The sequence below is a fragment of the Planomicrobium stackebrandtii genome, assembly GCF_030814955.1.
Lineage (GTDB): Bacteria > Bacillota > Bacilli > Bacillales_A > Planococcaceae > Planococcus > Planococcus stackebrandtii.
Window position 1 is genome coordinate 260768 of sequence record NZ_JAUSWB010000004.1, and the last position, 22880, is coordinate 283647.

Annotated in this window: 19 protein-coding genes; 14 read left to right on the plus strand and 5 right to left on the minus strand. The window is 45.9% G+C overall.

Features of this window, described 5'->3' with window-relative positions; all coding sequences use genetic code 11:
- Positions 1 to 25: 25 nt before the first annotated feature.
- The 5 genes from QOZ98_RS09130 to QOZ98_RS09150 all read left to right on the plus strand — a co-directional run bounded on the left by QOZ98_RS09130 (position 26) and on the right by QOZ98_RS09150 (position 4853).
- Entirely contained in the window at positions 26 to 1510 is a 1485-nt protein-coding gene (locus QOZ98_RS09130) for a murein hydrolase activator EnvC family protein (protein ID WP_308787166.1), read from the plus strand.
- A gap of 134 nt (positions 1511 to 1644) precedes the next feature.
- Complete coding sequence (locus QOZ98_RS09135; protein WP_308787167.1) at positions 1645 to 2223, plus strand: redoxin domain-containing protein; 579 nt, start codon at positions 1645 to 1647, stop codon at positions 2221 to 2223.
- An 11-nt stretch (positions 2224 to 2234) separates the two neighbouring features.
- Positions 2235 to 3341 carry a trans-sulfuration enzyme family protein gene (locus tag QOZ98_RS09140; protein WP_308787168.1) on the plus strand — a complete coding sequence of 369 codons (1107 nt, stop codon included), beginning with the start codon at positions 2235 to 2237 and terminating at the stop codon, positions 3339 to 3341.
- A 90-nt stretch (positions 3342 to 3431) separates the two neighbouring features.
- Complete coding sequence (locus tag QOZ98_RS09145; protein WP_308787279.1) at positions 3432 to 4583, plus strand: PDZ domain-containing protein; 1152 nt, start codon at positions 3432 to 3434, stop codon at positions 4581 to 4583.
- A gap of 12 nt (positions 4584 to 4595) precedes the next feature.
- The gene (locus QOZ98_RS09150) at positions 4596 to 4853 is read left to right on the plus strand and encodes a CsbA family protein (protein ID WP_142826092.1); all 258 of its coding nucleotides are present in this window, start codon (positions 4596 to 4598) and stop codon (positions 4851 to 4853) included.
- 19 nt (positions 4854 to 4872) lie between these two features.
- Here the strand turns inward: QOZ98_RS09150 and QOZ98_RS09155 are convergent, their stop codons facing one another.
- Both QOZ98_RS09155 and QOZ98_RS09160 read right to left on the minus strand, forming a co-directional pair.
- Positions 4873 to 5178, minus strand: coding sequence for an AzlD domain-containing protein (locus QOZ98_RS09155; RefSeq protein WP_308787169.1), 306 nt, complete (start codon positions 5176 to 5178; stop codon positions 4873 to 4875).
- Entirely contained in the window at positions 5178 to 5870 is a 693-nt protein-coding gene (locus QOZ98_RS09160) for an AzlC family ABC transporter permease (RefSeq protein ID WP_308787170.1), read from the minus strand. The genes QOZ98_RS09155 and QOZ98_RS09160 overlap by 1 nt, the downstream gene beginning before the upstream one ends.
- A 157-nt stretch (positions 5871 to 6027) precedes the next feature.
- Here QOZ98_RS09160 and QOZ98_RS09165 point away from each other — a divergent pair, with 157 nt between their 5' ends.
- The 7 genes from QOZ98_RS09165 (at position 6028) to QOZ98_RS09195 (ending at position 18257) form a co-directional block, all read left to right on the plus strand.
- Positions 6028 to 6639: a TVP38/TMEM64 family protein gene (locus QOZ98_RS09165; RefSeq protein ID WP_308787171.1), complete on the plus strand. Its 612-nt coding sequence runs from the start codon at positions 6028 to 6030 to the stop codon at positions 6637 to 6639.
- Positions 6640 to 6716: 77 nt separating this feature from the next.
- Positions 6717 to 10193, plus strand: a complete 3477-nt coding sequence (gene addB, locus QOZ98_RS09170; RefSeq protein WP_308787172.1) for a helicase-exonuclease AddAB subunit AddB — start codon at positions 6717 to 6719, stop codon at positions 10191 to 10193.
- Positions 10171 to 13779: a helicase-exonuclease AddAB subunit AddA gene (gene addA / locus QOZ98_RS09175; RefSeq protein WP_308787173.1), complete on the plus strand. Its 3609-nt coding sequence runs from the start codon at positions 10171 to 10173 to the stop codon at positions 13777 to 13779. The genes addB and addA overlap by 23 nt, the downstream gene beginning before the upstream one ends.
- A 10-nt stretch (positions 13780 to 13789) precedes the next feature.
- Positions 13790 to 14968, plus strand: a complete 1179-nt coding sequence (locus QOZ98_RS09180) for a DUF418 domain-containing protein (RefSeq protein WP_308787174.1) — start codon at positions 13790 to 13792, stop codon at positions 14966 to 14968.
- 43 nt (positions 14969 to 15011) lie between these two features.
- Positions 15012 to 15911 carry a fumarylacetoacetate hydrolase family protein gene (locus tag QOZ98_RS09185; protein WP_308787175.1) on the plus strand — a complete coding sequence of 300 codons (900 nt, stop codon included), beginning with the start codon at positions 15012 to 15014 and terminating at the stop codon, positions 15909 to 15911.
- Between the two features lie 68 nt (positions 15912 to 15979).
- Positions 15980 to 16351 carry a YisL family protein gene (locus QOZ98_RS09190; RefSeq protein WP_142826100.1) on the plus strand — a complete coding sequence of 124 codons (372 nt, stop codon included), beginning with the start codon at positions 15980 to 15982 and terminating at the stop codon, positions 16349 to 16351.
- A gap of 439 nt (positions 16352 to 16790) precedes the next feature.
- Positions 16791 to 18257, plus strand: coding sequence for an alpha-amylase family glycosyl hydrolase (locus QOZ98_RS09195; RefSeq protein WP_308787176.1), 1467 nt, complete (start codon positions 16791 to 16793; stop codon positions 18255 to 18257).
- A gap of 63 nt (positions 18258 to 18320) precedes the next feature.
- Here QOZ98_RS09195 and QOZ98_RS09200 read toward each other — a convergent pair whose 3' ends face one another.
- Genes QOZ98_RS09200 through QOZ98_RS09210 form a run of 3 tightly spaced genes read right to left on the minus strand, consistent with a single transcriptional unit; the run spans position 18321 to position 21353 of the window.
- Positions 18321 to 19658, minus strand: a complete 1338-nt coding sequence (locus QOZ98_RS09200; protein ID WP_308787177.1) for a CoA-disulfide reductase — start codon at positions 19656 to 19658, stop codon at positions 18321 to 18323.
- A gap of 14 nt (positions 19659 to 19672) precedes the next feature.
- The gene (locus tag QOZ98_RS09205) at positions 19673 to 20524 is read right to left on the minus strand and encodes a DegV family protein (protein WP_308787178.1); all 852 of its coding nucleotides are present in this window, start codon (positions 20522 to 20524) and stop codon (positions 19673 to 19675) included.
- Between the two features lie 22 nt (positions 20525 to 20546).
- A complete protein-coding gene (locus tag QOZ98_RS09210; RefSeq protein ID WP_308787179.1) occupies positions 20547 to 21353 on the minus strand; it encodes a Cof-type HAD-IIB family hydrolase in 807 nt (268 codons plus the stop codon).
- Positions 21354 to 21513: 160 nt separating this feature from the next.
- On the opposite strand from QOZ98_RS09210, the gene QOZ98_RS09215 reads away from it, so the two are divergent.
- Entirely contained in the window at positions 21514 to 22284 is a 771-nt protein-coding gene (locus QOZ98_RS09215) for a prolyl oligopeptidase family serine peptidase (protein WP_308787180.1), read from the plus strand.
- A 67-nt stretch (positions 22285 to 22351) separates the two neighbouring features.
- Positions 22352 to 22660 (plus strand): metal-sulfur cluster assembly factor, encoded by a 309-nt coding sequence (locus QOZ98_RS09220; RefSeq protein ID WP_215100039.1) that lies wholly within the window; start codon positions 22352 to 22354, stop codon positions 22658 to 22660.
- The last annotated feature ends 220 nt before the right edge of the window (positions 22661 to 22880 follow it).

The following is a 22880-nucleotide window of genomic DNA, read 5'->3' on the forward strand; positions in this document are numbered from 1 at the left end:
CGTAAACTGAAAGGGGAACACGAACTTGAACTCGAAGTCGAAATGGTTGTTGACTGGTGTTTCATCTGTATTGGCGTTAACCTTGTTGATTCCAACAGCTAGCGCAGATACATTAAGTGAATTGCAGCAAGAGCAGCAAAAAGTGGAAGAAAAACAAAGTGAATTGAATTCAGGCATTGGTGAAAAATCCACAGAAATGGATCAAAACCAATCCACACTGGAAACCATTATGGCTAAAATCCAGGAGCTGGAGAACCAAATGCAGGAAACCCAGTCAAGAATCAATGGAGTTCAAGGTGAAATCGATCAGACAATGGTTGAAATTGATGAACTGAAAGAATCTATTGAGGAACTTGAAAGAAAAATCGCTGAACGAACAGAGTTGCTTCAAGAACGTGCACGTGCGATTCAACTGAGCGGAGGCTCGGTTGATTACATAGATGTATTGTTAGGTGCCAATAGCTTTGTTGATTTTATTGATCGTTTTTCGGCAGTGAACACGCTGATTGATGCAGATCGCGAAATTATGAATGAACAAGCAGAAGATAAAAAGCTATTAGGCGAACAAAAAGCGCTGGTTGAAGAAAAACTTGCGGGACAAGAAGAACGCCGTGCAGAACTTGTAAATCTTAAAGAGTCGCTGGATGGACAAAAATCCCAGCAAGCCGGTCTTGTAGAGGATTTAAACGCTGAGCAGGATCGTTTGGCAAAAGAAAAAACTACACTTGTCCAGCAGCGTGATGAAACAATTGATGTAAGTGCAGAATTGGAAACGAAAATTGTTAACGAACAAGAGCGCCTTGCGGAATTGGCAAGAAAAGCTGAAGAAGAACGTTTGCGGAAACTAGCAGCAGAGCGGGCGGCAGCCGAAAAAGCGGCGGCTGAAAAAGCAGCAGCTGAACGTGTTGCAGCCGAACGTGCAGCAGCCGAGCAAGCTGCTGCTGAGAAAGTGGAAGCAGACAGAGCAGCTTCGCAAAAAGCGGCAAGTGCAGCTCAGGCGTCAAGTGCTCCTGCTGCCCCGAGTGCACCTGCACCAACACCTGCTCCAGCGCCGGCACCAGCGTATAGCGCACCTGAGCCAGCAGTTTCAGTTAATGCTAGTTCTGGGTTTATCCGCCCGGCAGCTGGCCGTTTCACTTCTAAATTTGGCATGCGTGATATCGGTTCTGGACCCGAGTTCCACCAGGGCGTTGATATTGCCAACAGCAAAGGCACAGCTATTGTCGCAGCGGCTAACGGATTTGTTTCCTACGCCGGGTCGATGGGCGGTTATGGCAATGTAGTCATTATCACCCATTCGATTAATGGACAAACGCATGCAACGGTTTATGCTCACCTGAATTCGATTGGCGTTTCAGTCGGACAACAAGTATCACAGGGACAAAACATAGGCGGAATGGGGAATACCGGACGTTCGTTCGGCGATCACCTGCATTTTGAAATCCATGTTGGACCTTGGAACGGCGGACGGACGAACGCGGTCAATCCAGCGGGCTATATTTCATTATAAGTTCAAAACAGCCGGCATCCCAATGCCGGCTGTTTTTTTAAGAGTTCTGGCATTTTGTCACATATATCAACAAACTTAGTGGAACAAGCCGGCTTATTTATCGTATGATGAAAGTTGAATGGAGTGAATAACAGATGCCTAAAAAAATCATTGGTTTATTGGTTCTTGCTGTTATGGTGGCCATCGTTATCATAGGAGCCGTCCAGGACAATATGGCGGAATCTGAAGCGCTCGATAATATGGCTCTCGGCAGTAATGTGGATTTTCTGCCAACGGACGAAGGGCTGGCTAAAGGCGAACAAGCCCCCGACTTTCAGTTGACCACATTAGATGGCGAAGCAGTGAGATTATCAGATTATCAGGGGCAAAAAGTGATGCTGAATTTCTGGGCGACCTGGTGTCCGCCCTGCAGAGCAGAAATGCCGCATATGCAAACTTATTTTGAAGAACAGGCAAAAGATGAAAACGTCATAATCTTGGCTGTAAATTTAACGACTGAAGACAGAGGACTCGGAAAAATTGAGGATTTTGTTGAGGAGTTTGGATTGGAATTTGCCATTCCGATGGATGAACACGGCGATGTTGGCTCGACTTATCAAGCAGTGTCGATTCCGACTTCATATATGATTGATACGCAAGGGCGCGTTCAGAATAAAATAGTCGGTCCCATGGACTTGGCAATGATGGAACAGTTAGTTGAAGATATGGAATAGGGGATGAAACGATGACATCAATCGAAACAAAATCAGTGCATACCGCAACAATGAAAGAACGGACGATTCAATCGAAAGTTATGCCGCTTTACCAAACATCGGCGTTTTCTTTTTCGTCTTTGGAAGAGCTTGAAGGCTACTACGAAGGAAATGGCACGTATTTGTATTCACGGACCGCTAACCCGAATACCGATGCTTTAGGGCAAACTGTAGCAGATTTGGAGATGGCTCCAAAAGGTGTTTCAGCATCATCGGGAACTTCGGCAATTCTGGCTGGGATTTTGTCAGTGGTTAAAGCAGGTGATCACATTTTGGCTGCTCAAGATGTCTATGGGGGAACCTTCCACTTGTTGAAAGAAGAACTGGTCCTGATGGGAATAGGGGTCCATTTTGCTGATTTTTCGAACTTCAGCGAAATCGAGCAACTGTTAATCGATAAGCCGGAAATCAAACTGGTTTTCAGTGAATCAATCACCAATCCTTTTTTGCGGGTGGAAGATATTGAAGCTCTATGCCAGTTGAAATCGACTTACGATGTCCGGATTATGATTGATAATACTTTTGCTACACCGTACACAACGACCCCTTATTCACTTGGAGTGGATTTGGTCGCTCACAGTGCGACCAAGTATCTTGGCGGCCACAGCGACGTTACAGCAGGAGTTTTAGTGGGGAATGCAGAACTGATCGGCATTGCAGAAAAGCGGGTGGTGAACCTCGGATTGAATTTAAGCCCTTTTGAAGCGTGGTTGACCATTCGGGGCATTAAAACCCTTGCTCTTCGAATGAAGACACAAACGGAAAATGCACAGGCGATTGCAGCATTTTTGGAAGGCAAAGCACGTGTCTGGTATCCGGGGGCAGGAGCCATTGTATCATTTGAATTGCCAGAATCAGTCGATGTATCGGAGTTCTTTTCTTCGCTCGGCTGGATAAAAATTGTTCCGACTTTGGCAGGCGTAGAGACGACAGTATCGTATCCATATGGGACTTCGCACAGAGCGCTGTCAGCAGAAGAAAAAGAAAAAATCGGTGTTACCCGCCAAGTCGTTCGGCTATCGGCTGGAATTGAAGGCATTGAGGATATTTTAGAACAATTAGGCGCAGCGTTTGTTTAACTGAAAAAGAAGTGCAGAAAGCCGGTTTTGTTTGGTACAATGAGTGTTAGTGTTAATTGCCGGCGATAGGATGGTGTAAGTACAGTGATAATGGATTTAGTATTCGCGATTGGTAGATTTTTTGTAAATCCGGTTTTATACATAGCATTGCTCGCTGCAGTGTTGTTGGGATATTATCGAGTAAAGAAAGAACGCAAGATTTTCAGGATTCGGATTGTCTATGGACTGACAGAATTTAAACGTCTTGTAAAAGATGGCTGGTTATATGCCCTCATTTTTTCTGTGCTGTTTGCAGGAATCGGACTGGTTGTCCCGATCGGATGGCTGATTGCCTTAAGCATCGTGTCAATTCTATTGATGGCGACGACTTTTTATCAAGCCGGTTCATTCATCTATTTAGCGGCAGCTGCTGTTGGAGTAAGCTGGTTGTTCAATGCTAATGAATGGTCTTTGAATTTTGGGTTGTTCAGATTCGAAGGAACAGAATTTGCTTTTCAATGGCTGATTCCCGTCGCCCTTATTGCAGGTGCGCTGGTATTTGCCGAAGGCAAACTGATCGATAAAGCTGCAGCGGAAGCAGCATCGCCACGTCTGCATAAATCGGGTCGCGGCCTTAAAGCCGCAGCCTATATCTCAAAACGCTTATGGCTATTGCCGATTTTATTGGTGGTGCCGGGTGAGTTAATTGATTCGTATGCACCCTATTGGCCACAGTTGCCGATTGGCGAAACCAGCTTTTCGCTGATTTTGTTCCCGTTCATCTTCGGATTCCAGGGACGTTCTCAGCGGACATTGCCGGTTTATCTTTATCCGGTAATTGGCAAAGCCGTTTCAATTTTGGGAGTCAGTATTGTGGTAATCGGCTTGGTTTCTTTATTGTGGGAGCCATTGGCAATTGCTGCACTGGCTGTCGGAGTGATTGGACGCATCGCCATCTCGATTCATTTTGCACTGAAAGAGCGCAGCGGCAATTACGCCGTTACGCCGCAGTCTCAAGGAGTCATGATTGTAGATGTGCTGCCGGGTTCGCCTGCTGATAAAATGGGCTTGCTGCGCGGAGAAGTCATCCGCAAAGTAAACGGTATTGCTATTGCAAACGAGTCGGAGCTGTATGAAGCAATTCAGGTCAATGCGGCACATTGCCGTTTAGAAGTGCTGGACCACAACTTGGAAGTGCGTTTGCGCCAGCATGTTATTTTCCGTCATGATCATCATCGATTGGGATTATTAGTGGTCAATTAAGGAGATAACCAAATGGAATCAATGGTAACAAAATTTTTCCTGTCGCTGCTGGTACCAGGATTGCTCGTCATTTTATTCACAAGAGTTACATTCAACCACATTGTTGCATTGATTTTGACTGTGGCACTGATTGCGGCTGCTGTTTATGCGGGTTATACCCATACCTGGCTGCTGTTCGTCGCGAATGCGGCTTCTCTTACCGCCGGGTTCTGGTATTCTACCAGAATGTTCAATCGCAGGAAAAAAGCCGAAACTCATGAAAATGAGTAACGGCTTTTTTTTTGTAAATTTAAATAAAGACACTGAATACTGCCAGCACTGCGATAGAACCGAGTACGACGATCATCACATTGGCACCTGTAAAAGCAATGCCAAACGCTGCCAGGGCACCGATGACGCCAAACCAGATATTTTCCTGAATAAAAAAGATCGCCGGAAAAATCAACGCGCCTAAAACGGCGTACGGAATATTACGCAAGACGTTTTGAACGGGTTCTGGCAACTCCCGGCCTTCCAAAAATGTCAGCGGAATGGCACGAGGGATATAAGTCACCACGGCCATGCCAAGTATCATCCACCAATACCACGAACCCATTACGCTTTCACACCTTTCCGGGAAATCCATTCAATGAAAATCGCTGAAGCCAAAGTCGAAACCATAATGGCCCAGCCTGTGGACAGCCATTCGGTAAAATAAAAGAAAGAATTGACCAGTCCGGCAATTACTGCGAGGCTGACTACTTTGCGGTTGCCCCGCATCGAGGGCACCAATAAACCGACGAACATGGCATAAAGCGCAATAGACATGGAAGCCTGAAGAAATTGAGGCAGGTTGGCCCCGATTAAGTGGCCGACTGCCGTAAAGATAATCCAGCTTCCATAAGCGATGACAATGACACCTGCTGCAAAAGCTGTGCTCAATTTATTGCCTTTTTGAGTAGCCAATACTGAAAAAGATTCGTCCGTAATGCCGAAAGCATAAAGCGCTTTTTTCCAACGGTCATCCGGCTGCATCTTTTCATTGAGTGAGGCGGTCATAAGGAAATGCCGGATGTTGACGATAAAAGTATTTAAAACAATAACCGCCGGTGCGACTCCTGCTGTAATAAGAGTCAAGGAGATGTATTGGGCAGCTCCTGCAAAAACAAAGATGCTCATCGCTGTTGCTTCCCACAGTGACAGGCCGGTGGTCTTGGCCAACAAACCAAAGGTCAATGCTATCGGAAAATAGCCGATCGCTATACTGGTACCGGCCTTTATGCCGGCTGAAAATTCACGTCCGCCCATTTTTTTCGCTCCTTATGTATAGGTATTTCCTTTTCCAAACTCAGTGAAAGAGTGTAAAGTAATTATAATAGCATATCATACAAGCTTTTTAGTTTTGAAGAGCATTTATTAAAATTTTGTATTTTAAAGGACTGAGCTTATGTCGGATTTTTTTTCCATGGAGAATATTGTTGAATTGACCCAGTCCTACCGGGCATTTGGTCCGTTGATCGGCTTCCTGCTGCCGTTCATCGAAGCTTTTCTGCCGTTTCTGCCGTTGTTCGTCTTTGTCTTTGCCAATGCAACGGCTTATGGACTGTGGCTGGGCTTCCTATTATCCTGGAGTGGTTCAGTCCTGGGTGCCTATGCAGTATTCTTGCTGGTTCGCAAATATGGCCGGGCGCGGCTGATGAACTTTATGACGCGCCATGAAAAAGTACAAAAACTGATTCATTGGGTCGAGCGGAATGGCTTTGGTCCGCTGTTCTTGCTGCTGTGCCTGCCTTTTACACCGTCAGCCCTCGTCAACCTGGTCGCAGGCTTGTCGGATATCCGCAAACATTACTACTTGCTGACGGTCATGGCCGGAAAGTTTGTTATGGTATTTACGATTTCGTTTGTAGGCTATGACCTGCGCGCTTTATTTACGCAGCCTGTGCGGACAGCGGTTGTCATCCTTGTCATCATACTGCTGTATATAATCGGTAAAATTCTTGAGAAGCGTTTAAATAAAAAAGTGGAAGCCGATTTTCGATTGGCCAAAGAAGAACGTAAAAAGCAGAAGCAATAATAGATTATTAGAGTTGGCTATTAACGGCAGTTAATCGTATAATAAGAACAAACGTTCTTATTTGAGGGAGTGATCATGTGTCTTTGCGCATAATATATGGCAGAGCGGGAGCTGGAAAAACTCGTTTTGTTCAAGATGAAATTGTGGAAGAGCTAAAGCGGCAGGCTGATGGAGAACCGATTTTCCTTATCGTGCCGGACCAGATGTCGTTTTCTACCGAGTATCGCCTTGCTGCGTCCTATGGCATGAATGGCATGATCCGCGCACAGGCGATCACCTTTAAGCGGCTTGCATGGCGCGTCCTTCAGGAAGTCGGGGGCATCAGCAGAAAAGAAGTGGATACATTCGGCTACCGAATGCTGATTCGGAGCCTGCTGGAAGAGCATCGCGACGATTTTCAATTGTTTCGCAGAGCTGCCGGAAAGCGGGGCTTTACGGACCAGATTGAACAACTGGTGAAGGAGTTTGCCCGCTATTGTGTAGACTGTGGGGAATTGAGCTCGATCCGTTCTTCATTGGCGGAGGCAGGCGCACCAAAAACCTTGCTGGACAAAGCGGAGGACCTGGAATTGATCTTGACCGAGATTGAGAACCGTCTGGGCAAAGTATTTGTGGATTCTGAAGGCCATTTAGCCTTATTGAGTGAAAAAATTCCTTATTCCGATTTAGTCAAAACGACCACGATCTACATCGATGGATTTGTGACATTCACAGCAAGAGAGTATGAAATTCTTTTTGAACTAATGAAACATGCCAAGTCAGTGACCATTGCCTTGCCGATGGATGAGCAAACCGACCCGAACGACGAACAGGCTTTGTTTTACCAGTCCGCCAATACAGCCCGCCGCTTGAGCGAAGAAGCTGCCAAAGAGGGCATTGAGATTGAAAATCCGGTGCACCTTGCTTTGCCGCGCCGTTTTGCTCAACCTGAACTCGAGCATATCGAGCGGCATTTTGATGATTATCCATTGCCGAAAATTCAAGGGCATGGCCATGTGTCTTTGGTCGAGTCTTCGAACCGGCGAGCTGAAATGCATGCGGTTGCGCGAAGGATCAGAGATCAAGCGAGGAATGGCCTTCGCTATAGTGAAATTGCCATCCTGTACCGGCAGCCGGAAATTTATGACGAATTGATCAATACCATTTTTCCGCAATATGACATACCGTATTTTATCAGCCAGAAAAAATCGATGCTGCATCATCCCTTGATTGAATTCAGCCGTTCAGTTCTTGAATCCGTTGTCTCCAATTATTCCTATGAGTCCGTGTTCCGGGCCGTAAAAACGGATTTATTTTTTCCATTGGGACCTGTTTCCAAGTGGCGGGAGCGAAGTGATGTACTGGAGAACTTCGTTATAGCCAATGGGATATATGGGGAACGCTGGTTTGAGGAAAAGCGCTGGTTTTACAAAAAATATCGCGGTCTGGAATTTCATACTTCTATACAAACAGATGAAGAATTGGCGGCACAGATGGAGCTTCATGCTGTCCGTGATTTGATCAGGGACCCTTTGGCCGAGTTAAAAGAGCACCTAAAGCATGCGAAAACCGGAAAAGACGTTGCGGAAGCTTTGTTCCTATTTATCGAGAAAATGGATGTATACGCAAAAATTCAGGCGTTGAGAGAGCGTGAAGAAAATGAGCACCGCCTATTGGCAGCTACTGAACATGAACAGGCTTGGAACCAGTGGATTGGTGTGCTGGATCAGTTTGTGCTGATGTTTGGAGACAAAGAAATCGACCTGGCAACAGCTGTTAAAATTTTGGATGAAGGATTTGAAACATTGGAGTTTTCCCGCATTCCGCCTTCGCTGGACCAAGTGACGGTGTCTAAAATCGATTTGGCGCGTTTGATGGACATCAAGTCGGTTTTCGTCATCGGCGCCAATGATGGAGTACTGCCTAAGCGCATCGAGCAGGAAGGGATTTTGACCGATACGGACCGGGATTGGTTTGCACAAATTGGCTTTGAGTTGGCTCCGACGTCGAAGATGCGTTTAATGGATGAAACCTATATGGTTTATCGGGCATTCACATCTGCCTCGGATTTGCTGACAGTATCATTTCCGATTGCAGATGAAGAAGGAAAAGCGCTGCTGCCTTCTCTTTATATCCAAAAATTGAAGGACATGCTGTCAATCGATCTAATCCCTGCAGTTATCGACCCGGAAGAACTGATGGACGCGTCACCGATGGCTTATATTTCACATCCTCGGGCGACGTTGGCTTATTTGACTTCGCAGATTCGCAGCGGAGACTTGACCGCCGAATGGCGTGCCGTTTTGGACTATTATCGTGAAGATCCGTTTTGGTCATCTGTCATTGAGCGAATTTTAGCACCGATCAAACCAAACACAGCAGACCCATTGCGCCAAGACATTGCTGAACCATTATACGGCTCTCCCATTTCATCCAGTGTTTCACGGGTTGAAACCTATTACAGCTGCCCATTTGCGCATTATGTTACTTACGGCCTTCGCCTTGAAGAGCGCAGTCAGTATAAATTGGCGGCTCCTGCTATGGGAGATCTTTTCCATGCAGCGATCAAATGGATTTCGGACGAAGTGTTGAGGCTTGGCGTTTCCTGGTCATCCCTAACCCGGACACAATGCCAGAATTTGGCCAAAGAAGCGATTGAACAGTTGTCGCCTTATTTCGTCAATCATATCCTGATCAGCTCCCACCGCTACCGATATATTCAGCACAAGCTGGAGGGCATTATCCGACAGACGGCGTTTATGCTCAGCAAGCACGCTAAAGTGTCAGGATTTGTGCCAGTGGCCTTGGAAGTCGGTTTTGGTCCGCAAGAAACGATTCCACCACTCGACATCCCGTTGAACAACGGCCGTAAGATGAATGTCCGCGGCAGGATAGACCGGATTGATTCGACCGAAATACATGGCAAACCGTATTTGCGTGTGGTCGATTACAAATCATCCAAACAGGGGCTTGACCTCAGCAATGTCTATCACGGCCTGTCCTTGCAGACGTTCACGTATCTGGATGTGGCATTGACCCACTCGGACCGCTGGCTTGGCAAGAGAGCGGAACCAGCAGGCGTACTTTATTTCCATATGCACAATCCGATGCTGAAACTGACCAAATTGATGACTGCCGAGGAACTGGAAGAAGAAATGGCCAAATCATTTAAAATGAACGGTTTAGTCGTTGAAGATCCTGAAGTTATTCAAGCGATGGATGACGGAATTGAAGGCTATTCCAATGTCATCCCGGTACGGCTCAATAAAAGCGGTACGGTGTCCGCTTCCCAGTCGAAAACAGTGGTCAAAGAAGATATGCAGGCGATACGCCGATTTGTTCGTGGAAAGCATCAACATGCCGGTAACGGCATACTGGAAGGCAATACAAGCATCACTCCTTATAAAGTAAAAGAAGATACACCTTGCCAGTTTTGTTCCTACCGTTCTGTCTGCCAATTCGACCCGGCAGATCCGGAACAAAGCTACCGCAAACTCCCCGCCTTGTCGCCGGATAAGGCAGTAGAGTTGATCAGAAAGGAGGCTGCTGACGATGATACCGAAAAAACCGAGTGATGCCACATGGACCGATGAACAATGGCTGGCGATTTGGGCAAAGGGCCAGGACATGCTTGTATCCGCCGCAGCCGGTTCAGGAAAAACGGCCGTCTTAATTAATCGAATGATTGAAAAGGTGTTGGCTGAAGAGGATCCCATTTCAGTGGACGAGCTTTTGGTCGTTACTTTCACCAATGCATCCGCTGCCGAAATGCGCCATCGCATGTCGAACGCGCTGGAAAAAGCGGTGGCAGAAAATCCGGAATCGAGCCACCTCAAAAAACAATTGCGTTTAATCAATAAAGCCCAAATTTCTACCTTGCATTCTTTTTGTCTGCAGGTGGTAAAGCAATATGCTTATTTGCTCGAAATTGATCCAGGCTTCCGGATTGCCGGAGACACGGAGGCAGCTTTGCTGCGGGATGACATACTCGAAGCAGTTCTTGAAAACGCTTATGAGGGTGAAGGGGCGGAAGCAGTATACCGTCTCGCAGACAGTTTTACTTCTGATCGAAGCGACCAAGCCATGGAAGTGCTGCTGAGCAAGCTTTATGACTATTCACGCGTCCACCCTGACCCTGAGGATTGGCTGCAGCAAGTGCCAGCTTTATACGATGTGGCCGAAACTGCTGCTATCGACGAACTGCCATTTATTGGCGACTTAAAACTGACGATAGGACATGCTTTAGAGGAAGCACTGCAGCTGACCCAGCAAGGACTGCAACTGGCTTTGCAGCCGGATGGTCCAGCTTTGCTGGAAGACACGTTCAAGACAGATGCAGAAGTCATCCAAGCTGCCCTCGCTGCTCTGGAAAATTCGTGGGACAGCCTTTATGCTTTTTCAAAGTCATTCCAATTCGAAAAAGCAGCTTCTATTAAGAAGGATTCCTGTGATCCTGCAGTGGCAGAGGAAGCGAAGGGCATACGCAATGAAGTGAAGAAAATCGTCACAGGTTTGTTCGATGCCTATTTCACTCGCTCGCCAAAGCGGCTTCTCGAAGAGATGCGCGAAATGGCGCCAATGATGAAGACTTTAGTAAAGCTGACGCAGATTTTCGCCGACCAATACAAAGTCTTAAAAATTGACCGGGCATTGGTCGATTTCTCTGATTTGGAGCATTACGCATTGGAAATCCTATCGGATGAAGGCAGGCCATCCGCCATTGCCAAAGAGTACCAGGATCGATTTAAGGAAGTACTGGTAGATGAATATCAGGATACCAACCTACTGCAGGAAACCATTTTAAACCTGGTGAAATCCGGTGAAGAACACGACGGCAACTTGTTCATGGTGGGAGATGTAAAACAATCGATCTACCGTTTCCGCCTTGCTGAACCGATGCTGTTTTTAGGTAAGTATGCCCGTTTCCGCCACGATGCCGAATCCACAGGGCTGCGCATCGATTTAAATGCGAATTTCCGAAGCCGCAAAGAAATACTGGATGGCACCAACTATATCTTCTCGCAGATCATGGGGGAGCGGGTTGGGGAAATCGACTACGATGAAGCGGCTGCATTAAAAGCCAAAGCCCCTTATCCGGATCATCAGATTCCAATTGAATTAGCATTGATCCACGAGCCGGAAACTGAAGAAGAGGCCGTGGACGAGGATCTGGTTAAATCACAATGGGAAGCACGCTTTATCGCAAAAAAAATAAAAGAAATGATGGACCAGGAAATGCTGGTGAATGACCCCTGGACACAGCAACAGCGAAAGTTGGAGTACCGGGATATTGTCGTCTTGATGCGCTCCATGACCTGGTCGAGTGATTTTGTGGACGAATTCAAAATGGCCGGCATTCCGTTGTATGCGGAATTGACCGGCGGCTATTTTGATGCGCTTGAAGTGATGATCATGCTCAATACGCTGCGAGTCATTGACAACCCATACCAGGATATTCCACTCGCTTCTGTCTTGCGTGCACCGTTTATCGGATTAAAGGAAAATGAGCTCGCTGAGATCCGGCTGGCCGCACCTCAGGCCTCGTTTTACGAAGCAGTGAAAACCTTTATGCGTGCAGGAACAGGCATTGATCCTGCAGCGGCTAAGAAGCTGCAGCGCTTTGTCCTTCAACTGGAAGGATGGCGCAACCAGGCTCGGCGGGGCTCCCTGGCAGAACTGATCTGGCAGGTTTATCTGGATACGAATTATTACGAGATGGCAGGTGCGATGACCAACGGCAAGCAGCGTCAGGCTAATTTGCGCGCTTTACATGACCGGGCACTGGAATACGAGAAAACTTCTTTCCGCGGATTGTTCCGCTTTTTGCGTTTTATTGATCGGATGCGTGAGCGGGGGGATGATTTGGGAACAGCCAAATCGCTCAGTGAAAAAGAAAATGTCGTTCGTCTTATGACTGTCCACAAGTCGAAAGGGCTGGAGTTTCCAGTAGTCTTTTTTGCAGGCACTGGCCGTTCTTTTAACGAAATGGATTTTCGAAAATCCTATCTGTTCGATCAGGACTATGGATTGGCAGTTAAGGCAGTCAATCCTGACACGAGAATTGAATATACATCTTTGCCTTTCCTCGCAGTCAAGGAAATGAAGCAGCTGCAGATGAAAGCGGAAGAGATGCGGGTGTTGTACGTCGCAATGACCCGGGCCAAAGAGCGGCTGTTTTTGACGGCTTCTGTAAAAGACATCGAAAAGCTCTTTGAAAAATGGAAAGTAAGCACCAGCGATGTCCGATTGCCGGATTTCATGCGCTCGCGTGCGAAAGGCTATTTGGATTGGATTGGTCCGGCCGTTGCAAGGCATCCCGATGCGGCAGAACATTTGAATGTTAATGGCCATATTCTCAGCCACTCATCCCGATTTCATATTGAAATTATCGAATCCCAGTCATTGCTTCCGGGAGTTGTGAATTTAGATGAACTGCTGGAAAGAAATGATTCAAATGAAGATTATCGCCAACTAGTCAAACAGCGATTTAACTTTCAATATCCGCATCAAGCGGCGGTTGAGAAGCGATCCAAACAATCAGTGACAGAAATGAAACGGCTGCAAATGCTGCAGCGTTCGGATGAGCCTGAATCGTTCATTCAAACGGCAAAACCCGAAAGAACGATGCTGCTGCACCGTCCGGACTTCATGATGGACAAGCGGTTGTCAGCCGCTGATGTCGGCACCGCTGTCCATGCGGTCATGCAGCATATTCCGCTGGACCGAACGATGGACTCTACCGAAATAGAAGAATTTATCGAAACGCTGGTAGGGATGGAAATTCTATCACCTGACGAAGGCAAGGCAGTAAAAGTTGAAGAAATAGAACGCTTTTACGCCAGCAATACAGCGGCCCGCCTGCGATCAGCGAAGCACATCAAAAGGGAAGTCCCATTCACATACGCCAAAGCGGATGCGGAGGGGGATCATCAAATCATTCAAGGGATCGTCGATTGCCTGTTTGAGGAACCGGATGGCTGGGTGCTGCTTGATTACAAGACGGACCGTGTGGCACATATCAGTAATATCAGCATGGAAATGAGCGAACGTTATGGTGTACAGTTGACTGTATATCAGGAAGCCGTTGAAGCGATTCTTCGCATCCCGATAAAAGAACGGCTGCTGTACTTGTTTGCAGCAAGCCAGGAAGTAAACATTTAGGGGGATTAATTTGAACTTACAGCCGGTTTTATTAAACGAACGAGTAAAAGCGATTGATTTGATGAGGGGTTTCTCGCTTTTCGGCATTTTGATCATCAATATGCTGGCTTTCCATTCGCCTCTTTCCTATATCGACCCGTATAAATGGTTTGATGGGACTGTGAATGAAGGGGTGTACCTGTTTATTGATATTTTCATTCAAGCCAGTTTCTATCCTTTATTTGCCATGTTGTTTGGCTATGGGCTGGCCATGCAATTTATGCGCGCAGAAGCGAAGCAGAGCCCCTTTATGCCAGTGGCCGTAAAGCGCCTGGCAGTTCTGCTGCTGTTTGGCATCGTCCATGCCTTTTTAATTTGGTATGGAGATATTCTGATCACATATGCCATCATGGGCTTTTTGCTTATCGGGATGATCAGGCTGCCATCGAGCTGGCTGATGGGCTTTGCAGCCATTATTTATGCAGTCCCACACCTGCTGCTATTAGGTGTCATGTTTATAGCCGCTGCAGCAGATCCAAATACGTATGTAGGATACATGGAAATCGAAAGCTCGATCCAATCCTACCAGTCCGGCAGTTTTGCCGAAATCTTCAGCCAACGCTTAGCGGACTGGACTTACACGAATAATTTGTTCGGCTATGTGATTTTGATTGCGACGATTTTGCCGTTTCTGATGATTGGAGCAGCTGCGGCAAAGTGGCGGCTGATTGAGCGGACGCAGGAAAAACGCAAATTGTGGCTGCTGTTAGCTATTGTCCCGTTGGTAGCCGGTTTGCTGTTGAAAGCCGCTCCGTTTTTGTTTGAGCCGAATTATGCCTTTGTCTATCTGCAGGATATTTTTGGTGGGCCGCTTGTAGCAGTTGGCTATGCGGCAATAATCGCTTTGCTGGCACAAAAAACGAGCATGCAAAAGCTGTTGTCTCCAGTAGCGAAAGTTGGGCGGATGTCGCTGACAACCTATATTATGCAATCCATCTTGGCCACGCTGATTTTTTATTCGTACGGCTTTGGCCTCTATGGACAAGTGGATTTGCTTACGGGAACATTGATTGCCATCGGAATTTTTGTTGTTCAGCTGATTTTTGCAGAACTTTGGTTTGAAAAATTCTCAAGAGGACCACTTGAAAGTCTCTGGAGAAAATGGACATATGGAAATAAATTCGAAAAAACTAACAATTCAAAACCCTGAATGTGTATAATGAATTCAATCAAAGAAAAGGAGTGTTTGACGAATGAAGCTGTTATCATTTCGCTATGAAGGAAAAGAAGGATTCGGACCAAAGGTTAAAAAGGAAGAAGCTGTATGGGATCTGCTTGCTATCCAACAGCAATTAGAGGTCCTTCCTGCATTCCCGGCACAATTGATAGAAGGAATTCCGCAAGGGTTGGAGTTTGTCGAACAAATTCGTAAATTGACGGAAGCCGCTGTTCAGTCTGAGCGCTCTGAAGAATTCAAACACTCTTTTTCAGAAATTGAATGGTTGTCTCCAATTTCAAGAACACCCAAGAATATTATTTGCATCGGAAAAAATTATGCGGATCATGCAAAAGAGATGGGCGCCGAAGCTCCAGTGGATTTGGTGGTTTTTACCAAATCGCCTACTTGTATTTCAGCAGACGGAGAAACTGTCCCTGTTCACAGTGATTTGACCGATTCTTATGATTATGAAGGTGAACTGGCTGTCATAATAGGAAAAGCTGGCCACAAAATACCTAAGCAAATGGCTTATGACTATGTTTTTGGCTATACCATCGCAAATGATTTGACTGCACGGGACCTGCAGGAAAAGCATCAGCAGTATTTCCTTGGGAAAAGCTTGCCGGGTTCATGTCCGATAGGCCCTTATATTGTGACAAAAGATGAAATACCGCAAGCACAAAACCTGTCAATTGTGACAAAAGTGAACGATGAAGTGCGCCAAAACGGCAACACAGAAAACATGATCCGCCGCGTGGATGATCTGGTGGCAGAAGTTTCAAAATATATTGCTTTGGAACCAGGTGATGTTCTGCTTACTGGAACACCTGCTGGAGTCGGGAAAGGCTTTAATCCGCCAAAATTCCTGAAAGCTGGAGACACTATCAAAGTATCAATTGAATCCATCGGTACTCTCGTCACACATTTGTCATAAGATAGGAGCTCTTCCGACTGTCCAACTTGTGATAAACTGGAAAGGACTTTATTAGAAGAGGTGAGCTTTTGGATATTTTTACACAGACTACACATTTACACATCACGACGTGGGTCGTTGCAGTCATCTTGTTCTTGATCGCTGCATTTATGCAGCGCGACAGCAAAGGCCGTAAAATTCTACACATGGTCTTGAGATTGTTCTACGTGTTGATCATTATTACAGGACTTACATTGTTCATCGAATGGTCTTCTTCAGATCCAATGCTGTACGGCATCAAATTCCTGTTGGGAGTTTTGACAATCGGAATGATGGAAATGGTTTTGGTCCGTTCGAAAAAACAAAAACCGGTTACGATGTTTTGGGCATTGTTTGCAGTATTCTTGTTTGCAACAATGTTCATCGGTTTTATGTTGCCGATCGGAATGGATTTCTTTTAAAGAAATCAGGCAGGTGCATCCAGCACCTGCTTTTTTTTATGTTTTGAAATAGTATAATTTACGGTTCTTTATTTCTTGACCAGACTCCAGCTGCCAGATTCCAGGGTCATAAGCCACTCTGATGTCCAGTTGCAGTGCCTAGCTCTTCGGGATGTAAGCCACTCCGGCTGTGCGGCTGAAATACGCCGCTTCGCCAGCGCGTCTTATGCCCGTCGGGGGCCGCAGGATGCGGGTCAGCTAACCGTTGCGACAGGAAGTCGCGCTTTTAGGTTAGCTTCAGCTATTGGCAACTTGCGCTTTTCTATAGATTTTCACAGTTTAGACGAAACTCTTGCAAGTCGCTGCTGAAACTTGAACTTAACATGGCGGCGGTAGCTGGAGTTTGATAAAATTAACCGGGTGGAACGCAATAACAACCTCATTGAAGGAGGATTTCAGATTGAAGGCAAAATGGATTTCAAGCATCATAACGGGTGCACTGCTGCTGACACTCGCCAATCCGGCATTTGCTGCAGACGAGCGCGAATTGGAAGATGAGCTCATCTATGATGTGCTGGTTGACCGTTATTTCAACAAAAAGATCGACAATGATTATGAAGTGAATGCTATAGACCTTTCGAGTTTTAGCGGGGGCGATTTTGATGGCATGGCCAGTGAACTATTATTTGTGAAAGAAATGGGCTTTACCGCTCTTTCAATAGGACCTGTGTTTTCAACAACTACATATGATGGGAAAAGCGTATTGGACTATACCGAATTTGAGCGCCATTTTGGAACAGAAGAAGAGTTCCAAACATTGGTAGCCGAGATTCATGAACAGGATATGAAAGTGATTGTGGATGTCCCAACACAGCAAGTAAATGAAGATCATGTTTGGACAGCTGAAAACCCGGAATGGTTTACGGAAAATGAAGACGGCAGCCTCGCATTGGATACAGCAAATCCAGAAGTCCAAGAAGCGCTGATTTCTACATTTTCGGAGTTCAGCGAAACCTATCAGATTGATGGGTTCCGGCTGCAGAATGCAGACCAGCTGGATCCCGAGTTTGTCCTTGCTTTTTCTGAAGCTATGAAAGATCTGCGCGACAGCTATATCCTAAGCGACCGGGAAATGCCGGAAACGCCTGGTTTTGATGCTGTCGTCTTGCCAGGAGTAGAGGGAACTCTTCGTGCGGCCTATAAAAATTTTGATCAGGATTTGACGGAGATTTCTTCGATTATGGAAGAAAGCGAAGACAGCCTGATTCAAGTAGATTCTTTAATGGGATCACGGTTTACAGCGGATATCGTTGCGGACAATGGATTTCCGCCGACACGCTGGACTCTGTTGTTGACACAGTTATTGACCATGCCCGGAATACCAGTCGTCCAGTACGGCTCTGAATCTGCAATGAATGGGACAGAGCTGCCAGAATCGCATCAAATTTTGGATTTGGCTGTAGACAAAGAACTGGTTGACCATATTACAGATTTGACATCCTTGCGCAATTCATCTGAAGCATTGCGGACGGGTGAATTGGAAATGCTGCATGATGAAGATGGCTGGCTGGTCTACAAACGTTCCAATGACGAAGAAACCTGGATTGTTGCCATTAACAACTCTTCTTCGACAAAGAGCATTAACCTGTCTGCTGACACCATTGGTGATGGCCAGGAGCTTCGTGGTTTATTTGAAAGCGACATTATCCGCCAGGAAGACAACGGGGAATACCGTATAACGCAAGACCGTGAAATTGCGGAAGTCTTCCATGTGATAGAAGAAACTAAACTCAATACGGCCTATATTGCAACTCTTGCAATCATGTACGTCGTGTTTATGCTGTTCTTATGGGTTGTTTGGCGCAAAGGCAAACAGCGCAAAGCAGACGCCGCAGCACAAAAAGCAGCCGGAAAAACAGTGCAATAGTTTCCTCCAAAAAAACAGGCAAAGAAAAAGCGAACCGCTTTTTCTTTGCCTGTTTTCATATGGTTACTTTTCAGTAATCGCCTTATAGCCAATCATGTTGATTGGATCTTTGGGTGAAGAATAGGGAGGAGCATAACATAGTTCCAATGCCTGCAAATCGTCGACTGTTAATCCCGCGTATATGGCGGTAACGAGTACGTCGATGCGTTTATCTACACCTTTTCCGCCAATGCATTGTGCACCCAGGATTTTGCGGGTCCTTGGATCATAATGGACCTTTAATGTTATTTTTGAATGCTCGGGATAATAACCAGCATTGGAGTTGCCTGTATGAACGACAGTGGCAAAATCCAGTTTTTTGTCGGTAATCGCCTTTTCGTTCAATCCGGTCATTGCGGCAGTCAACGAGAAAACCTTTAAAACAGAAGTTCCAAGCAATCCTTTTTTCGCTATTTTGTCTCCCATCAAATGGCGGGCAGCGATAAATGCCTGCCGGTGGGCCGGAGAAGCGAGTGGAACTCTTTTCGGATCACCGGTTACCATATCGAAGTTTTCAGAAGCGTCGCCGATAGCATAAATGAATGGATCATTGGTCTGCATAAACTCATTGGTTCTGATGCCGCCCGTTTCACCAATGTTCAATCCGGCATTTTCAGCAAGTTCTGTATTTGGTTTTAAACCGATGCTCATAATAATGAAATCAGCCTGAAGCACGATGCCATTTTCCAGCTTGATGGATTTGCCTTCGGTTTTTTCAATTGCAGTTCCGGTAATCAGCTTAACGCCGTGAAGCGACAGTTCTTTTTCGATGATCAACGAAATATCAGTATCCAAAATAGACATAATAGTGGGGGATTTATGTACCAGCGATACGTCGAGACCGAGATTTTTGAGATTTTCTGCCATTTCAAGGCCAATAAAACCGCCGCCAGATACAACACAGCTTTTCGGCCGCTCGGATTTGATAAACTGGTCGATCTTCTGCATATCTCCATAACTGCGCAAAGTGAACGTTTTTGAGGAATTCAGCTCGCTAATGTCCGGTACAATGGCAGAACCCCCTGGGGCTAGGATCAACACATCGTAAGGTTCTTCAAATAGTTCGCCAGTTTCGATGTTTCGGACATGGACTGTTTTTGTTTCCCGTTCGATTTTTAACACTTCGTGCCGCAATTTTACATCAATATCCCGCTTGGTTTTAAACTGTTCGGGATCCGCCATGATAAGGGAACGTTCGTCTTCAATAACATCACCGATTACGTATGGCGTTCCGCATGCTGCGTAAGACATTGTAGAATCGCGGTCAAACACAACGATGTGCGCTTTCGGATCATAAAATCGGATTTGTCCAGCGGCTGTCGCGCCTCCACCTACTGCGCCTATAATGACAATTTTTTTCAAAGTCCAATCAGCTCCTAGTCAATCTGATTAAAGAAAAATAAAGCCAAAGTTCCAGGTCCGGTATGTGCAGCAATAACGGAACCAATCATATGGATTTCGATACTTTGGGGGTGAAAGTTTTCTTCGATTTCCTGTTTCAGGGCATTGGCGAACTCTACGTCGTCTCCGTGGCTGATGGCAATGGTCTGCTGATTCAGCTGGTTTCCGCGTTCTTTCATAAGTTCGATCATCCGCTTGATGACTTTCTTTCGCCCGCGCAGCTTCTCGATTGGCACCAATTTGCCTTCTTCTACATGAAGCAATGGCTTAATATTGAGTAAGCCTCCGACGAAGGCACTTCCTTTGGAAATGCGTCCGCCTTTGGCCATATAGTCCAGATCTTCTACGGTAAAGAGACTTTCCAGATGGTTAGCCATAAAGCGTGTCTTTTCAATTATTTTGTCCAGCGGCTGTCCAGCGGCACGCAATTTTGCCGCTTCTTTCACTAACAGGCCATAACCGAGTGAAGCGGCTTTCGAATCCAGTATCGTCAGCTTTAAATCAGGATATTCTTCGCGCACCTGATCTGCCACCATCACCGCTGTACTATAAGTGCCGGACAGTTCAGAAGAAAAGGCGATATAATAGCCTTCGTCGGCGTCTTTTGCGAGCTGCTCAAAAGCGTTCAACATCTCTTCAGGTGAAACCTGAGATGTTTTTGGATGGCTTCCTGCACGGATCGCATCAAATACCTTGATAGATTGAATGGCTCTGATGTCCTCAAAATCCTGGTCTCCAATGTGAACGCGAAGCGGGAACAAAACAACATTTTCATTTTCAAAAAAATCTTTCGGCAGGTCTGATGCGCTGTCAGCGAATAATCTCATAAGTAATCCCCCTTTTTAAAATTTACAATTTCAACCGGTCAATCAGCAATTCAGCAATGCCATCCTCGTTATTCGTTAGCGTGATTTCATTGGCAATATTTTTTAAAGGATCAATCGCATTGCCCATCGCCACTCCAACTCCTGCAAAATCAATCATTTCAAGGTCGTTGTCTTCATCACCGAAAGCGATGATGTTTTCTCTTGATATGCCGAGCGACTTGGAAACTCGGTCGAGGCCAACTGCTTTGCTCATGCCGCTTTTGACAATTTCGATAACATGCCATGGAGCGCCCCAACGGCGATGATCAATCACTTCTGCATGGACCGATGACAAGTGGTCGTGTATTTCCTGTACCCGCTCAAAAGGCGCATGGATCAAAATGGATGTTGGATCTGTCTTCAAGTAGTTACGCAAATCACCTGTAGTAATGGTCGGATCGCCAAAACGGAAAATATCCATCAGTTTTTCGTCGTGGTGATGGACATAAACATCATCGAGAACTTCGGCAACAATATTATGGAAATCATAATCATGCATGGATTCGACCACTTCGTGGACTACGTCCAATCCGATTGGTGTATGATGTGTGCCCCAGTGGCGGTTGGTCGGATGGTGGACAAACGCACCATTAAAGTTGACGATTGGTGTCGTCAACCCCAGTTCCTTGTAATAGGTTTCACTTGAACGGTATGGCCGGCCAGTTGCGATCATCACCTCATGTCCTGCTTGAATTGCTTTATTTAAAGTCAGTTTCGTTTTGGAAGAAATGACTTTTTGGTCTGTCAATAAGGTTCCATCCAAATCAAGAACGATTAAATGCTGTTTCATAAAATAGCCGTCTCCTTTCTATCTATTACTAGTGTAGCGATAAAGCACGGGATTCGTCAAAAAATCTTGAGGAAATCTAAAGACGCGAACTGGAAAAGAATTGGTGATTGCCGGATTTCTGGAAGATTGGTAGGATAAATAATGAAGGAAGTGAATCTAGTTGAGAGTCCAACGACAAATGTGGGGACATATCCCCTTGCTGCATATAACTCCTGATCAGGGAGTGGAAACCGCATTGCCAACAGTTGTTTTTTTTCATGGCCATATGAGCGCCAAAGAACATAACTTGCATTATGCCTATCAACTGGCCGAAAAAGGGCTGCGGGTGATTTTACCGGATGCGCTTTTACACGGGGAACGAAGCGAAGGGTCGGATGAAGTTCAAATAAGTTTGCGGTTTTGGGAAATTGTGCTGACCTCCATAGAGGAGCTGGCAATTTTGCACAAAGAATTGCATGAGCAAGGACTGGTCGCCGGCGAACCTGGAGTAGGAGGAACTTCAATGGGCGGCATCACTACTTTGGGTGCGATGACCGTTTATCCATGGATTCAGGCGGCGGCAGTCATGATGGGTGCAGGGAATTATGTGGAACTGGCGCAGGCGCAAATGGCTCAATACGAATCAAGAGGATTCCAGCTGCCGATCAGTGCGGACGAACGCGAGCGCATGCTGTCGACTTTAGCTATTTTCGACAGTGGAAAAAATCAGCCGAAATTCAACGGCCGTCCGATTTATTTCTGGCATGGGGAACAGGACGTGACAGTGCCATTTGAGCCAACTTATCGCTTGTTCAAAGAACTCAAAGAACAATATAAAGCGATGCCGGAAAATATTGTATTTGCCCGTGAAAGAGAAGCGGGGCATGCTGTCAGCCGAAAAGGAATGCTAGAAGCGACAGAGTGGCTCTCGAAACACTTGAAGACAGAGTAAGCGTGTCAATTTCAATTCCAGCCAAAGTTTGATAAGATGGTACTACTAGTAAAGGGAGGGATTTTGAATGGATCAAGATATGAAAGACAGCATGATGGGTGCATTAGAGACAGTAATCGATCCCGAATTGGGAGTTGACATTGTCAATCTCGGGCTTGTATATGATGTAATGGTCACAGAAGATGGCTTTGCAGTAGTTACGATGACGTTGACGTCAATGGGTTGCCCAATGGGACCTCAGATCGTAGAAATGGTCAAAGCTGCTTTATACGAACTGCCTGAAGTGGAAGAAGTCGATGTTAAAATCGTTTGGACGCCAGTGTGGGGCAAAGATCATATGTCACGCTATGCAAAAATGGCGCTTGGCGTCAGATAAGTAATAGAGAAAACCTTGCCGGAGTTGATTCCGACAAGGTTTTTTTTATAGTATATTTTGCAGGAGGTCCTTCAAAAACGCTCGCCTGAAGCGATTTTCTCATCCTAAAATTCAATTCCTCCAAACAAAAAATAAGGTCATAATAATTGCTTATTCCTGAAAATTTGACTATAATTTAATTAGTCAAAGATAGTCAAACAAATTGGAAGGTGTGGTTGGT

Excerpts from the sequence above, each read along its gene's own strand:
- QOZ98_RS09135 (WP_308787167.1), top strand. The coding sequence starts at position 1,645 with ATGCCTAAAAAAATCATTGGTTTATTGGTTCTTGCTGTTATGGTGGCC.
- QOZ98_RS09140 (WP_308787168.1), top strand. The coding sequence starts at position 2,235 with ATGACATCAATCGAAACAAAATCAGTGCATACCGCAACAATGAAAGAA.
- QOZ98_RS09145 (WP_308787279.1), top strand. The coding sequence starts at position 3,432 with ATGGATTTAGTATTCGCGATTGGTAGATTTTTTGTAAATCCGGTTTTA.
- QOZ98_RS09150 (WP_142826092.1), top strand. The coding sequence starts at position 4,596 with ATGGAATCAATGGTAACAAAATTTTTCCTGTCGCTGCTGGTACCAGGA.
- QOZ98_RS09155 (WP_308787169.1), bottom strand. The coding sequence starts at position 5,178 with ATGGGTTCGTGGTATTGGTGGATGATACTTGGCATGGCCGTGGTGACT.
- QOZ98_RS09160 (WP_308787170.1), bottom strand. The coding sequence starts at position 5,870 with ATGGGCGGACGTGAATTTTCAGCCGGCATAAAGGCCGGTACCAGTATA.
- QOZ98_RS09165 (WP_308787171.1), top strand. The coding sequence starts at position 6,028 with ATGGAGAATATTGTTGAATTGACCCAGTCCTACCGGGCATTTGGTCCG.
- addA (WP_308787173.1), top strand. The coding sequence starts at position 10,171 with ATGATACCGAAAAAACCGAGTGATGCCACATGGACCGATGAACAATGG.
- QOZ98_RS09185 (WP_308787175.1), top strand. The coding sequence starts at position 15,012 with ATGAAGCTGTTATCATTTCGCTATGAAGGAAAAGAAGGATTCGGACCA.
- QOZ98_RS09205 (WP_308787178.1), bottom strand. The coding sequence starts at position 20,524 with ATGAGATTATTCGCTGACAGCGCATCAGACCTGCCGAAAGATTTTTTT.
- QOZ98_RS09210 (WP_308787179.1), bottom strand. The coding sequence starts at position 21,353 with ATGAAACAGCATTTAATCGTTCTTGATTTGGATGGAACCTTATTGACA.
- QOZ98_RS09220 (WP_215100039.1), top strand. The coding sequence starts at position 22,352 with ATGGATCAAGATATGAAAGACAGCATGATGGGTGCATTAGAGACAGTA.